The following is a 17,115-nucleotide window of genomic DNA, read 5'->3' as shown; positions in this document are numbered from 1 at the left end:
TTTACTTAAGTCTTTGATTAAATAGAGCTATGAAATCACCTGTATTTAAAAAGAAATATCAAGTTAGTATAAGCAATGTAAATATCAATAAGCGGCTTGGTCTATTTGGATTACTTGGCTATCTTCAAGACATAGCAACGTTACACGCAGAGATAGCAGGGTTTGGGTTAGATGAGATGATCTCCTCTAATTCATTCTGGGTTTTAGTCAGACAAGAGATTCGAATGAATAAGTTTCCTAAGTGGAATGATGAAATTGAAATTCAAACATGGTCGAGAACTCCTCAAGGGATGTATGCTTTTAGAGAGTTTGAATTCTTCTTAAATGATGAGAAAGTTGGGAGCTGTTCAACCGCTTGGATGATTCTTAGTGGAGATACAAGAAGAATAAAGAAACCAGATTTTCCGATAGAAAAGATTAACCCTAGATTAGATTCTCTACTAGATTATTGTGCCGAGAGAATTAAGGTCCTCGATAACTTTGAGCTTGTTAATGAAATCAAAGTTAGAATAAGTGATCTTGATTTGAATATGCATGTCAATAATACGAAATACACTCAATGGGTTTTAGACTCAATACCTATTGAATTACACAAGAGTGCAAAGCTAAGAAATTATCAAATCAACTTCTTAAAAGAAGCTCACCTTGGAGATGAAATTGATATCTACAGGGCCAGTAGTGCAAAAGATGAAAGTGCACATGACACACAATTTAAAGGCATTCGCCGATCAGATCAGTCTACTATCTTCTATGTCAATATAATTGCAGACACTTAAAATGAACATATTAAGATATCTTAATACTTTAATCGGCCGATAAATTTTTTCTATCAACCGATAGAGTAAATTTACTATGTTTAGTCTAAAAATGAGCTACCATTTAGAAAATTTAAAATTAATTCTATAAAAAGGAGTTTGTATGAAATCAAGAATCGTCTTGATGGCCACTCTACTTTCAGTAGTAGGTTGCTCTACGCCTGAAAAGAAAATGGATTCCCATTTTGGAGTAGGGGAAGCAAAGCCAAATAGATTTTGGTGGCCTGACCAGATTAATCTAAGCCCTCTAAGACAGCATGCTAAAGAATCAAGTCCAATGGACAAGAGATTTAACTATGCTAAGGAATTCAAAAAATTAAACCTAGATGCTGTTAAAGCAGATATTAGAAAAGTTTTAACAACATCTCAGGATTGGTGGCCAGCAGATTATGGTCATTACGGTCCTTTCTTCATTAGGATGGCCTGGCATAGTGCTGGTACGTATAGAGTTATGGACGGACGAGGTGGCGCCGGAGGTGGACAACAGAGATTTGAACCACTTAATAGTTGGCCGGACAATGCAAACTTAGATAAGGCGCGAAGACTCCTTTGGCCAATCAAGAAAAAGTACGGAAAGAAAATTTCATGGGCCGATCTAATGGTCTTAACAGGAAATGTTTCTCTTGAAGACATGGGATTTAAAACATTTGGTTTTGCCGGTGGACGTACAGATGATTGGGAAGCAGATCTAGTATATTGGGGACCAGAGACTAAGTGGTTAGATGATAAGAGATACGAAGGTGATAGAAAGCTTGAAAGACCATTGGCTGCAGTTCAAATGGGTCTTATCTATGTTAATCCTGAGGGGCCAAATGGGGTACCAGATCCTCTATTAGCAGCAAAAGATATTAGAGAGACATTTGGAAGAATGGCAATGGATGATGAAGAGACAGCGGCGTTAATTGCTGGTGGACATACTTTTGGTAAGGCCCACGGTGCTCATAAAGTAGAAGAGTGTGTCGGAAAAGACCCAGGTTCTGAGAGTATTGAAAAGCAAGGCGAAGGTTGGATCAATAAGTGTGGTAAAGGTCATAGTGAAGATACAATTACTTCCGGTCTTGAAGGTGCATGGACAGCAACACCAACACTTTGGACGACACAGTATTTAGATAATCTCTATGCATTTACTTGGAAACAAACTAAGAGTCCTGCTGGGGCAATTCAGTGGGTTCCTGAAGATGAGAATGCATCAAATCTAGTTCCTGATGCTCACATTGAAGGAAAGAGACATGCGCCAATCATGTTTACAACTGACCTGGCATTAAAGAGAGATCCTATTTATAGAGAGATCACAACTCGTTTTAGAAAGAATCCTAAAGAGTTTGAAAGAGCATTTGCTAAAGCATGGTTTAAACTTACTCATAGAGATATGGGGCCATTGGCGAGATACCTAGGTAAAGATAAGCCTAAGGAGATTCTTTCTTGGCAAGATCCTATTCCAAGAAGAAATCATAAGCTAATTAATAAATCAGAAGTAGCTTCTTTAAAAAGATCTATTTTAAGATCAGGACTTACAAATCAAGAGCTAGTTAGAACTGCGTGGGCATCAGCGGCTTCATTTAGAGGAACTGATATGCGCGGAGGTGCTAACGGTGCCAGAGTAAGCTTACTTCCACAAAGAAATTGGAAAGTGAATAACCCTGAAGAGCTTACAAAAGTATTAGCAAAGCTTAGAGAAGTTCATGAAGAGTTTAATGGTACTTTAGTTGGTGGAAAGAAAGTTTCTTTTGCTGACGTTATCGTACTTGGTGGGGCAGCTGCTATTGAAGATTCTGCAAGAAAAGCAGGCTATAAAGGAATTAGTGTTCCATATAAGCTTGGTAGAATGGATGCTACTCAAGCACAAACTGATGTGAAGTCATTTGGTGTTCTTGAGCCACTAGCAGATGGATTTAGAAACTACTTTACAGAAGAAACGATGAGAACTCCTACTTATATGTTAGTTGATAAAGCAAATATGCTCTCTCTAACAGTTCCAGAGATGACGGTACTTATTGGTGGTTTGAGATCTTTAGATGCTAATACTAATGGAGTAAAGCATGGAGTTTTTACTAAGAGACCTGGGCTTCTTTCGAATGATTTCTTTGTAAATCTTCTCGATATGAGAACAAAGTGGGAAAAGTCAAATACTCCTGGAATTTACAATGGAGTTGAAAGAAAGTCGGGGAAAGTTCTTTGGACAGGAACACCTGTTGATTTAGTATTTGGTTCTCATGCGGAATTAAGGGCCATTGCAGAAGTCTATGCTTCTGATGATGCTAAATATAAATTTGCAAGAGATTTTGTTAAAGCGTGGTCAAAAGTTATGCAGCTCGATCGCTTTGATATTAAATAAATCCTTCCTTGGATTTGAAGGCCTAGAGTAATCTAGGCCTTTTTTTATGGAGTTATAAATGAAGTTAAATTTATTCAAAATTCTTATTATGTGTCTTCTCTTTTCGAAAACTTTTGCCGCAACTTATGAGGTGAAAATGTTAAATAAAGAAGGAAAAGAGTTAATGATATTCAATCCAAGTGTTCTTAAGATTAATGTGGGAGACACTGTGAAATTTCTTCCATCAACAAGAGGACATCATCCTCGTTCGATTTTTATTCCAAAGGATGCAAAGAGTTGGGAGATGAAAGGGAATAAGGAAATTGAAGTAACCTTCAATAAAGAGGGGATTTATATCTATGATTGTAAAAATCATTATGTAATGGGAATGGTTGGAGTTATACAGGTTGGAAAAGTTATGAACTTAGATCATGCCATTGAATTTTCTAATAAATATAAGAAGAAAGTCTCTATGAATAAAGAAAGGTTGAGTGAGTACTTGAGAGAATTAAAATAAACTGAGAGAATACCTCTTTATATTTCATTGGAGTAAGTAATGGTTACGGCAGTAAAGTGTGAAGATGGAAAAAAGAGATGTAAGTGGTGTATAGCGACTCCAGAGTACATGAGCTATCACGATACAGAGTGGGGTTTTCCTGTACACGATGATCAAAGATTATTTGAGAAAATCTGTCTGGAAGGTTTTCAGTCTGGGCTGAGTTGGAGAACAATTCTAACTAAGAGAGAGAATTTTAGAAAGGCCTTTAAAAATTTTGACTTTAATAAAGTTTCAAAGTTTAAGGAAAGCGATGTCGAAAGACTTTTGAAAGATGAAGGTATTATTAGGCACCGTGGAAAAATTGAAGCTACTATCAATAATGCAAAAATGGCCAAGTTGATCATTAAAGAATATGACAGTCTTGCAAATTACTTTTGGAGCTTTAAGCCAAAACAAAAAAGAAAAAGCACTAAAGATATTTCGACTTCTGAAGAGTCAATCGCTCTATCTAAAGATTTAAAAAGAAGAGGCTGGAAGTTTGTGGGACCTACGACAATGTATGCTTTCATGCAAGCGATGGGAATGGTTAATGACCATGCAAAGAGTTGTTATTTGCGAGATTTAGTCTAGATACTATAGACTATATATATGCTAAAGCTCCATATTAAAATTTTCATTATTATTTTCTTATGCCGTGGGGGAGAGGTTTGTGCTCAAGGTAGTTTCAAAGAAAAGATAGACTCTGGACATTCAATGATTTCTGAAAAATTTGGAAAGAGTGTCAACAGATTAGATAATTTTGTTTTTACTGAAAAAGAGCTTAATAAAGATACCGGTTCCAGAATATATTTTTTTAATAAAGTTTCTTTTTCTAATGATGGCCAATTTCTAAATGAAATTAACTATAGACTGAGCTTGAGACTCCCTAGGCTTTCAAAGTCCTTACAGTTATCCTTTGACAGTAATAATAAAACACCTGTAAATGGAAACTCCGATGAAGGGGAAGTCGATAGTAGTGATAATCGAAAAGTTGAAGAAAAGGTAGAAGCAAATCTTCACCACTTTCTAAAGTTAAGTAAGTTAGCTTCCATGAGAACATCGGCCGGGTTAACTGTATCAAGCCAGCCTCAAATCTTTTCAAAGCTTTATTTTTCAAGAGAAGATAGTTTTCAATACTTTAATATGACAACTTACTTGGGAAGTGAGTGGTATAGTAGAGATCGTTTTTCTCAATCTTCTGGAATAACTTTAAGTAAGAAGATTAACGATATAAGTACATTTCGCTACGTCGTGGAGCAAGGATGGAGAGAAAGTACAAATATAGTATCTCTTTCGACAGGTCCTTCGTATATATATTTTCTGTCTAAGAGAAGATCAATTGAGTACAACTTTAGATTTGATTACGAAAATAAACCTCATTTTTATTTAACAAACTTGAGATTCTTTATTAACTATAGACAAAAGCTTCATAAAGATTGGCTTTATTACGACTTGGGTCCATATATTTCTTTTTCGAGAGAAAAGAATTTTAAGCAAGTTCACGGAGCATATTTAAAGCTTGAAGTTGCATTTGGCGAATTTTAGATAGTAATAATATTTTTTTGGTGAGAGTATAAAAGAATTAGATTCTACATTAAAGAATAAGATTATAAAGAGGAATAAATGTTAGAGAAAGTAAAAACAATATCTATAGTTATAAGTATGATTACTCTTGTTTTTCTTGCAAAAAACTTTTCACAGTATTTACAACCTTCGAAATCTTATAGTGTTTCTTACGAAGTCGTTGAAGGGCTTAATGAAGATATCTCAAAGTCTTTTAAATTAAATAGCGATAAGAAATTGATCTATAGTTATGTTCCTGCATACTCAAATATTTATGAGTCAAAAGGTGAGAGCTTACCAATGGCCATTACCTTAAGTCTTAGGAATATAGATTTAAAGAACTCATTACAAATAGAAAAAGTTCTATATTATAATACTTCAGGTAATCTAATTAGAAGTTATTTTAAAGAGGGAGTTACCCTTGCTCCTCTAGAAACAAGAGAAGTCTTTGTTCAAAGAAGTGATGTTGAGGGAGGCTCTGGTGCTAACTTCATTGTAATCTTCTCTTCAAAAGATAAAATAATACCTCCAATATTTGAAGCGGTAATGACATCATCGGGTGCCTATGGAAAGTCATACGTCTTTACGAGTCGAGGTGTTATCTACTCTGGGCAAGGTGAGCAATCTAGCACCGAAAATACACCATAATTCTTCTAAAAATGTGTCAAATTGACATAGGCCTTTAGATGTAAAGTGAGATATGATGATCTCTATGGGACTACGCTCAACATTTCTTTTACTTACATTTTTAATTATTTCAGTCTTATTAGGTGGAGTTGGCTTTATTCTTAACGATGGGCAAGACCAAATCGAAGAAGATTGGCAAAGATCAAAAAAGGATCTTGAGAAAAGTCTTTTGATTGTAAATTATATTTCTAAGTATAAATTAATTTCAAGTTTTCCTCTTAATAGTATGAAGGAGGTTAGCTCTACCTTAAATGACTTAAATAATAGTTATATGCAGATCGCAGAGACTGATGAGTTAAGTGAGCTAAAGCTCTCTCACCCTAAGAAGAAATTAGATCGAATGAAAGTTCTAAATAGAAGTTTACTTCTAAGTAGAGAGCGATTGAATAAAGAGTCGATTGTAGAGAAACAAACATGGGATGAAATTGAAAAGAAATTGAGTACTGAAATTGTTACTCGAATGAAGAATGGGCAAGAGTTTCTACCAGGTTTCAAGACGACTCTTTCAAAGTGGGCACAGGATATACCATTTTTTGAAAAGGTCCGTAATTCTTTAGATATTTCCTATGTGCAACAGGAGAAATTTCAAGAGTTGAAAGAGTTAATGGATTTCTCGGATTGGCTAATCAGTTGGAAAAATTTTGAGCAAACTAGGGATGTAAACTTAAAAAGTAAATTTACTGGAGCCTTTGAGAAAATAAAATCTACAAAGTTAAATGAAAAATTAAAAAGTCATTTGATAAGAAGTTTTGAAAATCTACAGAGTATAAAGTTCCAAATAGAAAGAACTTTAAGTACTAAAGAGAGCATTGAAGCTGAGATAAAATCCATAAAGAATGAAGTTTCACATCATCTCAATACCCACCTTGTGCCTAGTTGGCAAAGTTTTCGTGAAATACAGCTAGATCTAGAAACGAGAGAGAGAGCCGATAGACTTCGAATTGTAGTTACTTCAGTCATTATTATTGGTGTTTTTATCTTACTAATAATGTGTATTTTATTTTTAAGAATTTTCCCTCAACTAAAAGTGTTACAAGATAGAGCAATTCTTGTTGGGAAAGGTGATTTTTCAAAGAGAATTGACAGTAAAATTCCAAAAAATGAGATAGGTCAAGTGATGTTGGCCTTCAATGAAATGAGTACAGAGCTTAACGAATATATTATAAAACAAAGAGAAATTGAAGAGGAGAAGATTAAGCTTTTAGATTCCATACAGAGGATGAGGAAGGTGAGTGAGCTAGGAGAGTATTCTGCTAAGATGGCCCATGAACTTAAAAATCCCTTGGCCATTTTGATGTATTGTTTAGATGATGCAGAGAATTTCTTAAAATCAAAAGATTTTCATCTCGCAAAGAATGAACTTGAAAAAGCTTCTCATGCTCTTGAGAGATTAAAAGTTGTTGCGGGAAAGTTAGGGTCTCGAAATAATCTTTCAGTCAAAGAGGAGATCTCCTTAAGGGCGATGATAAAAGACTTAGTTTCCATGTATGATTCAATGGCCAGTAGTGCTGAAGTTAATATTAATCTTAACTTTGATAACGAAAATGCGAAGTATGCTATTTATGCATCAAAAACTGAATTACTTGGAGCAATCTCTAATATATTAGATAATGCTATTGAATATATAGTAAGCCACAAAAGTACTTCAAAGAAGATTGAAGTCTCTATTGAGCAAGTAGAAGATAGTATTTACATTAAAATCTCTAATGAGGGAGGAGCCATAGAAGAGTCTCATAAGATATTCGATAGTCTCTACTCAAGTAAGGAAGGAATTGGAAGAGGGATGGGAATCGCTATTGCTCAAGACGTGGCCAAAAGTATTGGTGGAGATTTGCTCTATTCACATTCTGATGGGCTTAATTGTTTCACTTTCAAAATTCCTAGGAAGACTAATTCTTTGAGTTAAGATCTTCAATTAATCCATTAAGTTGCTCTTTTGTATTTACATGTACTTTTTGGAAAATATTGCTTAAGTGGTTCCTTACTGTCCCTTGGCTAATAAATAGTTTTTCGGCCACAATCTTATTCTTACCATGTATAATAATAGACTTTAGTACTTCTAGCTCTCTATTTGAAATTTGATACTTTTCAACGAGCACATTTGCAACTCTTTCAGAAATAGTAAATTTTCTTTTCAAACTTCTTATTGTATCCCTATTTGAAGCCTCTTCTCTAGCTTCAATTAAAGTATGAATAAGTTCTTTTTTATCAATTGGCTTTTCTAAATATTTATAGACTCCAATATTTAAACACTCTATAGCAAGTCTTTCCTTGGAGTAAGCAGTGAGCATTATAAAAACTGGGGCATCACCATTTTTAGGGTATTCCCTAAGTATATCTAGGCCCTTGCCGTCGGGAAGGTTGTAGTCAATTAACGCCACATCAAATTCGTGCTCTTCAATAAGTTGAAAGGCATCTTCTTTACTTCTAGCTGTTCTTATTGAAGAGAATACTTCCTTTAGGTAGTCACTGTACTTATCCAATAAAACTTTTTCATCTTCTACGATTAATAGGTTCATAAAGAGATTATATCACTTATTCAGAGCTTGAAAATGTGACATTTTGACACATCAAAAAACTTTAATATGGAGGGAGAATAGAAGAATAAAACGGAGGTTTATATGAAATATTTATCGTTAACACTACTACTATTTTCACTACCCTCATGGGCTGGAGGTTACTTAGAGCTCTCAGGTGGAGTTCTTCACAAGCAGCTTAAAGGTGATTCTAAGTCTTACAAATCAAGTCAGTCTTTTTTAACAGAAGCTTCTCTTGGTCATCAGTGGGTAAACTGGGATTTCTCTCTAGATACAATGTATTCTATAGGAAGACAAAAAGACTTTAATTTTTCTTATCTTCAAAGCGCTAATGGGGATGACTACAATTGGCACTCAGTGAGTGTAGGGCCGACACTTAAGTACCATATTTACTCAGAAAGTGGAACTTGGTCTTGGGCACCGTTTGCGGGAGTTTTTTATAATCATACTTCGGCGGATAACTCTGCAAAGTTTACTGACTTAACAACTGGAAAAACAGAGGACAATTCTCATGAGTCATGGGGCTATGGAGGAAAGCTAGGAGTTCAATTTAAGCAATACACTCAGAGTTCATCATGGGTTGAGTCTATTAGCTATAAGGTTTTTGGATCTTATACTAAATATAGAAAAACAGAAGGGGACTATTTAAAGAATAATAGAATTCTCGAATTTAAAGGAGATACTCCTGATAAATTACATGATTATTCTGTAGGTGTATCTGTTGGTTTTGCTATTGGAGATAAACTATTTTCTAAGGCAAAGAATGCAGTTGGATTAAAATAAGAAAAATATAGCGCTGAATAATATCAGCGCTAATTTCTTCTATAATCTAACTATGAATCCCGCCTGAAGCTTCAATTCTTTGACCATTAATCCACTTCATCTCATCGCACAGAAGCTCTGAAATAATTGGACCAATATCAGTGGGTAGACCAACTCTGCCTAGAGGAGTCTGCTCAGCAATCTTGTTGTTGAGTTCTTTATTATCCCTAACAGCACCATTTCCAAAGTCTGTTTCGATCGCCCCAGGAGCGAGGCAATTTACATTAACTCTTCTTTCCCCAAGTTCAACTGCTAGGTACCTTGTAAATACTTCGATGGCACCCTTCATCATTGCATAGGCGGCATAGCCTGGATAAGAAAACCTCGTTAGACCAGAAGAGATGTTTAATATCTTTCCACCAGAGTTAATTAAAGGTATTAGTTTTTGGGTAAGAAAGAAGACTCCCTTGAGATGAATATTCATTAACTCATCAAAAGTGTCCTCACTTGTTTCTATAATTGAGCTATAGCGACCAATTCCTGCATTATTTAGTAGATAATCAATGCTTTTAGTCTTTAAATTCGTTTGCAATAAATTTGTTAACTCACTTACGAATAAATCAAAGCTATCGGCTTTTGCTGTATTCAGTTTAAGGGCATAAGCTACTCCACCTAGCGTCTTTATTTGATCTACAGTTTTTTGAGCTTCAACTTCATTGCTTAGATAAGTTATGATGACGGCCGTATTTTTCTTTGCCATATTTATTGCGGCCTCTCTTCCTAACCCTCTACTTCCTCCTGTAATAAGTGCTATTTTCATATAATCTCCTTTTTATATGATTTTATCTGTTTGATTTAAACGGATAAATAGTGATAATGTTAAAATATTGTTAGTGAAAATCGGATTATTATGATTAAGCCTGAAGTATTAAGTATTTATGTAAAACTATGCGAGACTCTTTCCTTTTCTAAGACAGCAGAAGCATTGAATATTCCAAGATCCACTGTCTCTGATTCCATTAAGAGACTTGAAGAAGATCTTGGAACAGAGTTACTTAAAAGAACAACAAGAAAAGTATCAGTAACTGATGAAGGACATCTTCTGTATGAGAAGGCGCAGAATGTTCTAAGTGATTTAATAGACCTAGAATCTTCATTCACTGGTATATCAAGCACTGTTGAGGGGAGAGTTAGAGTTGATATGGCAACGATTCTCGCAGAGAGAGTCATCATTCCTCGCTTACCAGAATTTAGCTTACAATATCCTGAAATAAAATTAGAGATTGGATCTAGTGATAGGGATTTAGACCTCGTTGCAGAAGGCATTGATTTTGTTATTCGTGCTGGAAAGTTAAAAGATAGTAGTCTAATTGCTAAAAGAATAGGAAAGCATAAGATTGTAAATTGCGTAAGTCGCTCTTATGCTGATACGTACGGTATCCCTCGCTCCTTGGATTCGCTACATAAGCATTATCAAGTATGTTACTTACAGAATTTTGGCTCTGGTAAGGATGGCTTTGAGTATCTAGATGGAAGTCGTGTGAAAATGATTAAGATGAAGACATTTGCGACAGTCAATAATACAGTTTCTTATCAAGCGGCCTGCCTAGCTGGGCTAGGAATTATCCAAGTTCCTGAGATTGGGATTTTGAAATATCTTGAATCTGGAGAAATGATTCAAGTTTTAAAGAAATATGAGATGCCACCAATGAACGTCTACTTACTTTATACTAATCGAGAGAGGATACCTTCTCGTGTTAAGGTTTTTATGAATTGGTGTGAAGAGATCTTAAAAGAGTATTTGGCCTAAAGTATTAACTTTCTATTCAGTGTAATGATTACATAAATATTTTTATGTTAATTTCCCTGTGGTATTTCATTTTTATAATTATAGGTATTTAAAGGGGAGATCCATGAGAAAGCTATTTCTTATTTGTTGTTTATTACTTTCAGGTTCAAATATTTTGGCATCTAATAATCAAAAGGTTTGTTTATTTGAGAGAGAGTGTTGGGTAGAGCTAGGTCAGAATCAGAATAAGGAATTAGGAGAAGCAGTTACTTTAATTAATAGTAATGGGCTAGAGTTAATTAAAACTAATGAGGCTGAGGGGAATCTTTGGTTCAGAGTTTTTAAGAGAGAAGGTAAATATAGTACTAGAAGTTTGAGGCCAAGTAATTTGAACGAGAATGAAGTACGTACGATACTTCAAAATGGTAGTACTTTATTTAAAGGTAGTGATTATAGGGCAATGTTATCTCGATACGGAATGGGTAGTGACTTTTTCACTGATCTCATTAAATTTTATAATCAGATTAAATTTTATGGTAATGGAAACTTAACGGAACCATTAAGTTTTGAAGCTTACTATTATAATTATAATACAAACTCAAATGGAGAGAAGGTAACAGTTTTAGACTCTAGCTTAAAGGTTGTTCAAAACTTTGTTACGACTCAAGCCGAAGCGAACTCTTCAGAGTCACTTGTTACAATAGATTTTACTAATGCGCTTTATAACGAGAATTATGAGTATAGACCTTATCTATTAGTGACAAAGGACTATGTTGTCGCGGCTCTTTATCGTTGGCAATTATAATCAAATGAAAATAATTAAGCCTTATAAGTTAGAAAAAGGAGATACAATTGGTATCTTCACTCCTTCATCTCCTGCTTATAAGGCTAATGAAGAGCTCTTTGTTAATGGTGTAAAAAATATTGAAGCACTAGGTTTCAAAGTGAAACTAGGAAGCCTTACTCAGAATAGATCATCGCAAGGTTATCGCTCAGGAACACCCAGAGAAAGAGCGAATGAGTTTATGGAGCTGATAGAAGATAGTGAAGTAAAGTGTCTTATATCAACAATTGGCGGAATGAATTCAAATAGTATGATTCCCTATTTAGATTTTGATCTAATCAGAGAGAAGAGAAAGATCATATGCGGATATAGTGATGTAACGTCACTCCATCTTTCGATTCTTAAATATTCTGGATTAAGTACATTCTATGGCCCAGCTATTATGACTTGGTTTGGAGAGTACCCAAATGGAATAGAAGAGAGTATCGACTCTTTTCTACAGGCCTCTATGAATACAAATAATTCACCTAGAGAAATAAAACCATTCTCTAGGTGGAGTAATCATTTTAGAGACTGGTCCAATGGTGATTGGAAGAATATTCCAAGAGAGTGGAGTAAGAACGATGGATGGCGTGTTTTAAATGCCGGTAAGGCAGAAGCTGAGATTGTCATTGCAAACCTAAACACTCTCATTTCAAGTGCTGGGACAAATTATTTCCCAGAGTTATCAGGAAAAATTCTACTAATTGAAGAAATGGCCGCGCCATGGTCAAAGGAAGAGAGAAGCTTGACGCAGCTTAAGCTCATAGGTGTTTTTGATCAAATTGCAGGATTGATTATGGGGAAACCCGAGATGCCTAATAATGAAGGTGCTCCCTTTGATCTTAATGATTTATTACTGGAAATTGTTGGACAGAGAGACTATCCAATCATATCTGAATTTGATTGCTCCCATACGATACCGATGCATACAATCGCTCAAAGAGTAAGTGTTAAGATTGTGGCCAATGATGATTTTGATGTTCGCTTTGAAATCAAAGAATCCTTTGTGGAGTAATGGGCTGAACTATTTAGTTAAGAATGGCCTTTAGAGACTTCTCAATTTCTTTTTCTTTGAGATTAATACATCCATCAATACTTAGAAATGAGGCTCCATGTACGTAGGCAATTAATGTTTGAGTATTCATCTTAACCTTATTTGTGGGAGTTCCTTTTGCTACAAATTCAAAAATATAAGATATTAATTGTTCAGAGATTGTCTCAACTTCAGTATATTCTTTCATCTCTGCGATCTGTCTAAAGTTCATTGCTCTAAAGAAACCTTCATACTCTTTTGCAAAAGAAATATAGGCCATACCTAACTTTATGAGACTAGGATTCTTGGAGAGACGTATTTCTTCAAAATTATTTTTTAGAATTTTTATACCTTCAAGTGCAATAGTCACCACGATTTCATTTCTTGTTTTAAAATGTCTGTAAATCGCAGCAGGTGATACACCACATAATTTACTTATATCTCGAATAGAGAAATCTAGAGAGCCATTCTTAGCAATAATAGAGCTAGACTTTTCAATAATGTCACTTCTTAGGTCTCCGTGATGATAAGTATCTAATTTTCTTTTGTTCATTGTAAATTCTCTATTTTTATATTGAATGTAAACATATGTTCACATAATATGTTATCAACCGTTAATATTTGTGACAAGGGTAAAGATGAGAAATATATTAGTGATACAAGGACATACAGATAGCTCTTCTTTAACTCACTCTCTTTCGCTTTCTTACATAGAGGCCCGTAAAAAGAGTGGTGATAAAGTGAATGTTGTAGACTTATCAGTATTAGACTTTAATCCTATCTTAGAGATGGGATACAAAGAAATAATGCCTTTAGAGGATTCTCTGCTTGAGTGTCAAAGTCTTATTAAGGAAGCTGATCACATCACTATTTTTTATCCAACTTGGTGGGGAACTCTTCCCGCAAAATTAAAAGGTTTCTTTGATAGAGTATTACTTCCTGGCTTTGCTTTTAAATTTGAAGAAGGAAAGACTCTTCCGACGAAGTTATTAAAGGGAAAAACAGCCTCAATAATTACGACTCTAGACACTCCCCCTTGGTATTATAGGTACTTTCAAGGAAATTTAGGAGTGAGAACATTGAAGAACCTGATTCTAAGTTTCTGTGGAATCAAGACAAAGAAGATTATCTATATTGGCCCCGTTATAAAATCTAGCGAAGAAAAAAGAAGTGCTTGGATAGAAAAAATGAAGAAACTAGATTCTTAGTGAAGTGTTTGGACTTTTTGCTAGTAGCTATCAATGGTGAAAAAATTGCGAGGAAAATTGATTATAAGAAGCTGTATGACTTAGTCAATTCCCATGGTTTGTTGAGAAACCAGTCGATAGTTCTTTAAAGATAAAACTTATTAGAAATTAGAAAAATAAGGACTGAAAATTGATATATTATCAGGTAAAGTTCTCGTATGGATTTAGTTTACCTCTTTATATGTATTATCTTTTTAGGATTTTTCTTCAATAAAAAAGTCTCTAGTAACGAAACTTGGAGAGCAACAATAACTCCACTTGCCTCTATAATAGGGAGTGGTTTTTTAATTGCAGCTCCAATTTTAAACTCCTTAAACTCTAAATATAGCTATCTCTTAATGCTTGGGCTTTGTTGTGCGACTTACTGTATTGGTATTATCATTAGATGGAATATTCAAAATGTGGAAGAGAATAGCTCTAGCTACATTAGCGAGAAACTAAGCGATATTTTCTTATCTATCGCATACATACTCTCTGTTTCATATTATTTATACTTATTAAGTTCATTCATTTTAAAGGCAACCTCTTTACATGGCCTTGACTTAGAGAGAGGCTTAACCACTTTAATCGTTTGCAGTATTGCGTATTACGGCCATCAGCATGGTTTTAAGTCATTAGAGAAAGTTGAGTCAATATCCGTAAATATTAAGCTCTCCATAATTTTTACTTTCTTAGTTTCTTTGATTGTTTTTAATATTCAAAATGACTCACCAGTTGCTCAGGAGAAAGCTTTTGATTTTGATGTTATTAGAGTCCTTCTTGGACTTGTTATTATGGTCCAAGGGTTTGAGACTAGTCGCTATTTAGGATCTAGCTACTCGAGTAAAATAAGAGTCACAAGTATGAGAAATGCTCAGTTAATAAGTACTGGAATTTATCTTCTCTTTATAATCCTTTTTTCTAGTGTATTTATTTTGTATCCACTTAGTGGGGCGATAGAGGAGACCTCTGTTATTGATGCTGCAAAACATGTTTTTAGAGTTGCTCCTGTTTTAATTCTTCTTGCCGCTCTTTCTAGTCAATTGAGTGCAGCACTCGCAGATATGAGTGGATGTGGAGGTTTAATAGGAGAGTTTTCTAAAGGTAAGATTTCTGAAAGAAACTCATATATTTTAATCGCTATTTTAATACTTGTTATTATTTGGTCGTTTAATATATTTGAAGTTATCTCTCTCGCATCTAAGGGGTTTGCACTTTATTATCTGCTTCAATGTATTTCTTCAGCTAAGTATTACTTTCGCAGATCTCTATCAAGGTTAAGCTTCTCTTTATTTGTTGGACTTTTCTGTCTTGCTGTTGTGATTTTAGGTTTACCTTTTGAATAGCTCACTTTTATAAATTAGTAAGAGAAATTGAATACTTTAGTGAGTAGTTTGATTATATTTGGTTTTTATCAAGGAAGTTTTAGAAATACAAAAAGCCAGAGTGGGTTAACCCTGGCTTTTCTACAAATATCTCCGGAGAGATATTTGATAAAGTGTTTATATATAATTGTTATGTAAGAGACAAGCTTTAATCTTATTTTTTCTTTGGTCTATGTCCCGCACGACTTAGAACTTCGACGTAAATAGATTCACACCCTTGAGCTACAAACTCATCGATCATTGAGCTGAACCTATCTGGTGTTATTACTTGTGCTTGGTTTTGATCTTTGCCAATTTTACAATCAAGCTCCCAACAGCTATGTCCCTCTGGGAGTTCTTTGCGGCGCTCTCTCTTTATGTATTTCTTTATTTCATATTTTACGGAGTCAGCCTGGCGCTCTGGTTTCTTATTTGGAGCTGTAAGATTAAATATTTTTTTCATTAGTTTTGTGCCTTATGTGCTTCTCTAAAGTTAGAGGGAAGAGTTATCTTGAAACTATGAAGTACCATAAGAGGATTTATAATGTGAATCGATAAATTGTAATTTTCAGCTTCTATTTGTTATAGTTTAAAAACGTTTAGAGGACTTTACTGATGCTTGAGAGGAGTTATATGAAAATTTGGGTTGATGCAGATGCTTGTCCCAAAATTGTAAAGGAGCTTTTATTTAAGAGCTGCCTTCGTTTGGAGATTCCTATTTGTCTGGTAGCGAATTCTTATATGAATGTTCCTTTTCATAAGCTGATCTCATTTGTAAAAGTTGAAAGCGGCGACGATGTTGCTGACATGTATATTGCGAACCATATTGCTCCAGAAGATTTAGTGGTTACAGCAGATATTCCACTTGCTGCTCAAGTTGTGGAAAAAGGAACTGTGGCAATAAATCCTCGTGGAGAGCTATACGATGATGAGAATATAGGTGAGAGGCTCTCTATGCGTGATTTTATGAAAGACTTAAGAGATAGTGGAGTTGTAACTGGAGGTCCTGAACCTTTTGGTGCTAAGGACAAAGAAAACTTCGCCAATTCACTAAGTAAAATACTCGCTCAAAAGGGCTACAAGTAGATCACTAGTCTTTCGAGTGATCAAAAGGTTAATTCAATGAAAGTAGAAACAATTAATGAATTAAAATTAGTCTATGGCCTCACGATCCGTACTAAGAATGAAAATGAGATGAACCAAGAGACTGCGAAAATAGGAAATCTATGGGGAAGCTTTTATTCAGAAGTTGCTCCTCTCCTTAATAAAGAAGAACTTGTCTATGGAATTTATTCATCCTATGAGTCTGATCACTCTGGCGAGTTTAATGTAACGGCCGCCTCAGAAAAGAAAGTTGATGGAACAGAAGCTGTGGCGATAGAAGCAGGAAAATACCTTGTTTTTACTGCACAAGGTGAAATGCCACAGGCCGTGATTCAAGTATGGACTGATATTTGGAATTACTTCTCTGATGAAGATTCAGAGTTTAAGCGTCTTTATAAAACAGATTTTGAACTTTATGATGGGCCAAATTCCGTAAAAGTTTATATCGGAATACAGTAGTTGGCGGTGTCTTATAACTTTTTCCAATTTTGTATTTAAATTGGCGGGGATATTAAAGATTCGATACCGGTAATACGAAATCTCTAACATAACGATAG

19 protein-coding genes are annotated in these 17,115 nt (G+C 34.8%); 15 read left to right on the top strand and 4 right to left on the bottom strand.

Annotation, left to right across the window (positions count from 1 at the left end):
• Nucleotides 1–29 precede the first annotated feature (29 nt).
• From BMS_RS13510 to BMS_RS13480, 7 genes are all read left to right on the top strand, one after another.
• A complete protein-coding gene (locus tag BMS_RS13510) occupies nt 30–776 on the top strand; it encodes an acyl-[acyl-carrier-protein] thioesterase (protein WP_014245382.1) in 747 nt (248 codons plus the stop codon).
• 142 nt (nt 777–918) lie between these two features.
• Nucleotides 919–3,150: a catalase/peroxidase HPI gene (gene katG, locus BMS_RS13505; RefSeq protein ID WP_014245381.1), complete on the top strand. Its 2,232-nt coding sequence runs from the start codon at nt 919–921 to the stop codon at nt 3,148–3,150.
• Nucleotides 3,151–3,208: 58 nt separating this feature from the next.
• Nucleotides 3,209–3,646, top strand: coding sequence for a pseudoazurin (locus BMS_RS13500; protein WP_014245380.1), 438 nt, complete (start codon nt 3,209–3,211; stop codon nt 3,644–3,646).
• Between the two features lie 39 nt (nt 3,647–3,685).
• Nucleotides 3,686–4,258, top strand: coding sequence for a DNA-3-methyladenine glycosylase I (locus BMS_RS13495; RefSeq protein WP_014245379.1), 573 nt, complete (start codon nt 3,686–3,688; stop codon nt 4,256–4,258).
• An 18-nt stretch (nt 4,259–4,276) separates the two neighbouring features.
• On the top strand, nt 4,277–5,212 hold the full coding sequence (locus tag BMS_RS13490; protein ID WP_014245378.1) for a hypothetical protein: 936 nt from the start codon (nt 4,277–4,279) through the stop codon (nt 5,210–5,212).
• Nucleotides 5,213–5,290: 78 nt separating this feature from the next.
• Nucleotides 5,291–5,878 (top strand): DUF3124 domain-containing protein, encoded by a 588-nt coding sequence (locus BMS_RS13485; protein WP_014245377.1) that lies wholly within the window; start codon nt 5,291–5,293, stop codon nt 5,876–5,878.
• Between the two features lie 64 nt (nt 5,879–5,942).
• Nucleotides 5,943–7,823, top strand: coding sequence for a sensor histidine kinase (locus BMS_RS13480; RefSeq protein ID WP_231853112.1), 1,881 nt, complete (start codon nt 5,943–5,945; stop codon nt 7,821–7,823).
• Here the strand turns inward: BMS_RS13480 and BMS_RS13475 are convergent.
• Nucleotides 7,807–8,436, bottom strand: a complete 630-nt coding sequence (locus BMS_RS13475) for a response regulator transcription factor (RefSeq protein ID WP_014245375.1) — start codon at nt 8,434–8,436, stop codon at nt 7,807–7,809. The genes BMS_RS13480 and BMS_RS13475 overlap by 17 nt on opposite strands.
• Before the next feature lie 102 nt (nt 8,437–8,538).
• Between BMS_RS13475 and BMS_RS13470 the strand changes: the two genes are divergently transcribed.
• The gene (locus BMS_RS13470; RefSeq protein WP_014245374.1) at nt 8,539–9,237 is read left to right on the top strand and encodes a hypothetical protein; all 699 of its coding nucleotides are present in this window, start codon (nt 8,539–8,541) and stop codon (nt 9,235–9,237) included.
• A gap of 46 nt (nt 9,238–9,283) precedes the next feature.
• On the opposite strand, the gene BMS_RS13465 is transcribed toward BMS_RS13470, so the two are convergent.
• Nucleotides 9,284–10,036, bottom strand: a complete 753-nt coding sequence (locus BMS_RS13465) for an SDR family NAD(P)-dependent oxidoreductase (protein WP_014245373.1) — start codon at nt 10,034–10,036, stop codon at nt 9,284–9,286.
• Between the two features lie 90 nt (nt 10,037–10,126).
• On the opposite strand from BMS_RS13465, the gene BMS_RS13460 reads away from it, so the two are divergent.
• The 3 genes from BMS_RS13460 (at nt 10,127) to BMS_RS13450 (ending at nt 12,846) form a co-directional block, all read left to right on the top strand.
• Nucleotides 10,127–11,026: a LysR family transcriptional regulator gene (locus BMS_RS13460; RefSeq protein WP_014245372.1), complete on the top strand. Its 900-nt coding sequence runs from the start codon at nt 10,127–10,129 to the stop codon at nt 11,024–11,026.
• A 103-nt stretch (nt 11,027–11,129) separates the two neighbouring features.
• The gene (locus BMS_RS13455) at nt 11,130–11,810 is read left to right on the top strand and encodes a hypothetical protein (RefSeq protein ID WP_044557627.1); all 681 of its coding nucleotides are present in this window, start codon (nt 11,130–11,132) and stop codon (nt 11,808–11,810) included.
• Nucleotides 11,811–11,814: 4 nt separating this feature from the next.
• Nucleotides 11,815–12,846, top strand: coding sequence for a S66 peptidase family protein (locus BMS_RS13450; RefSeq protein ID WP_014245370.1), 1,032 nt, complete (start codon nt 11,815–11,817; stop codon nt 12,844–12,846).
• Between the two features lie 13 nt (nt 12,847–12,859).
• Here BMS_RS13450 and BMS_RS17130 read toward each other — a convergent pair whose 3' ends face one another.
• Nucleotides 12,860–13,417, bottom strand: coding sequence for a TetR/AcrR family transcriptional regulator (locus tag BMS_RS17130; RefSeq protein WP_014245369.1), 558 nt, complete (start codon nt 13,415–13,417; stop codon nt 12,860–12,862).
• 85 nt (nt 13,418–13,502) lie between these two features.
• Between BMS_RS17130 and BMS_RS13440 the strand changes: the two genes are divergently transcribed.
• Both BMS_RS13440 and BMS_RS13435 read left to right on the top strand, forming a co-directional pair.
• Nucleotides 13,503–14,072 carry an NAD(P)H-dependent oxidoreductase gene (locus BMS_RS13440; RefSeq protein WP_044557626.1) on the top strand — a complete coding sequence of 190 codons (570 nt, stop codon included), beginning with the start codon at nt 13,503–13,505 and terminating at the stop codon, nt 14,070–14,072.
• A 197-nt stretch (nt 14,073–14,269) separates the two neighbouring features.
• Complete coding sequence (locus tag BMS_RS13435; protein WP_014245367.1) at nt 14,270–15,436, top strand: hypothetical protein; 1,167 nt, start codon at nt 14,270–14,272, stop codon at nt 15,434–15,436.
• 193 nt (nt 15,437–15,629) lie between these two features.
• Here BMS_RS13435 and BMS_RS13430 read toward each other — a convergent pair whose 3' ends face one another.
• Nucleotides 15,630–15,917, bottom strand: a complete 288-nt coding sequence (locus BMS_RS13430; protein WP_014245366.1) for a DUF6172 family protein — start codon at nt 15,915–15,917, stop codon at nt 15,630–15,632.
• Nucleotides 15,918–16,087: 170 nt separating this feature from the next.
• On the opposite strand from BMS_RS13430, the gene BMS_RS13425 reads away from it, so the two are divergent.
• Together BMS_RS13425 and BMS_RS13420 are read left to right on the top strand one after the other, a co-directional pair.
• The gene (locus BMS_RS13425; RefSeq protein WP_044557625.1) at nt 16,088–16,540 is read left to right on the top strand and encodes a YaiI/YqxD family protein; all 453 of its coding nucleotides are present in this window, start codon (nt 16,088–16,090) and stop codon (nt 16,538–16,540) included.
• Nucleotides 16,541–16,576: 36 nt separating this feature from the next.
• Complete coding sequence (locus BMS_RS13420; protein ID WP_014245364.1) at nt 16,577–17,017, top strand: GyrI-like domain-containing protein; 441 nt, start codon at nt 16,577–16,579, stop codon at nt 17,015–17,017.
• Nucleotides 17,018–17,115: the final 98 nt, after the last annotated feature.

Source organism: Halobacteriovorax marinus SJ (genome assembly GCF_000210915.2).
GTDB classification, from domain to species: Bacteria; Bdellovibrionota; Bacteriovoracia; order Bacteriovoracales; family Bacteriovoracaceae; genus Halobacteriovorax; species Halobacteriovorax marinus.
The sequence above is the reverse complement of the archived record's forward strand: the minus strand, read 5'-3'. Positions and strand labels throughout refer to the sequence as shown.

Excerpts from the sequence above, each read along its gene's own strand:
- BMS_RS13440 (WP_044557626.1), top strand. The coding sequence starts at position 13,503 with ATGAGAAATATATTAGTGATACAAGGACATACAGATAGCTCTTCTTTA.
- BMS_RS13510 (WP_014245382.1), top strand. The coding sequence starts at position 30 with ATGAAATCACCTGTATTTAAAAAGAAATATCAAGTTAGTATAAGCAAT.
- BMS_RS13470 (WP_014245374.1), top strand. The coding sequence starts at position 8,539 with ATGAAATATTTATCGTTAACACTACTACTATTTTCACTACCCTCATGG.
- BMS_RS13425 (WP_044557625.1), top strand. The coding sequence starts at position 16,088 with ATGAAAATTTGGGTTGATGCAGATGCTTGTCCCAAAATTGTAAAGGAG.
- BMS_RS13495 (WP_014245379.1), top strand. The coding sequence starts at position 3,686 with ATGGTTACGGCAGTAAAGTGTGAAGATGGAAAAAAGAGATGTAAGTGG.
- BMS_RS13485 (WP_014245377.1), top strand. The coding sequence starts at position 5,291 with ATGTTAGAGAAAGTAAAAACAATATCTATAGTTATAAGTATGATTACT.
- BMS_RS13475 (WP_014245375.1), bottom strand. The coding sequence starts at position 8,436 with ATGAACCTATTAATCGTAGAAGATGAAAAAGTTTTATTGGATAAGTAC.
- BMS_RS13455 (WP_044557627.1), top strand. The coding sequence starts at position 11,130 with ATGAGAAAGCTATTTCTTATTTGTTGTTTATTACTTTCAGGTTCAAAT.
- BMS_RS13490 (WP_014245378.1), top strand. The coding sequence starts at position 4,277 with ATGCTAAAGCTCCATATTAAAATTTTCATTATTATTTTCTTATGCCGT.
- BMS_RS13500 (WP_014245380.1), top strand. The coding sequence starts at position 3,209 with ATGAAGTTAAATTTATTCAAAATTCTTATTATGTGTCTTCTCTTTTCG.
- BMS_RS13480 (WP_231853112.1), top strand. The coding sequence starts at position 5,943 with ATGGGACTACGCTCAACATTTCTTTTACTTACATTTTTAATTATTTCA.
- BMS_RS13460 (WP_014245372.1), top strand. The coding sequence starts at position 10,127 with ATGATTAAGCCTGAAGTATTAAGTATTTATGTAAAACTATGCGAGACT.
- katG (WP_014245381.1), top strand. The coding sequence starts at position 919 with ATGAAATCAAGAATCGTCTTGATGGCCACTCTACTTTCAGTAGTAGGT.
- BMS_RS13465 (WP_014245373.1), bottom strand. The coding sequence starts at position 10,036 with ATGAAAATAGCACTTATTACAGGAGGAAGTAGAGGGTTAGGAAGAGAG.
- BMS_RS13450 (WP_014245370.1), top strand. The coding sequence starts at position 11,815 with ATGAAAATAATTAAGCCTTATAAGTTAGAAAAAGGAGATACAATTGGT.
- BMS_RS13435 (WP_014245367.1), top strand. The coding sequence starts at position 14,270 with ATGGATTTAGTTTACCTCTTTATATGTATTATCTTTTTAGGATTTTTC.
- BMS_RS13430 (WP_014245366.1), bottom strand. The coding sequence starts at position 15,917 with ATGAAAAAAATATTTAATCTTACAGCTCCAAATAAGAAACCAGAGCGC.
- BMS_RS13420 (WP_014245364.1), top strand. The coding sequence starts at position 16,577 with ATGAAAGTAGAAACAATTAATGAATTAAAATTAGTCTATGGCCTCACG.
- BMS_RS17130 (WP_014245369.1), bottom strand. The coding sequence starts at position 13,417 with ATGAACAAAAGAAAATTAGATACTTATCATCACGGAGACCTAAGAAGT.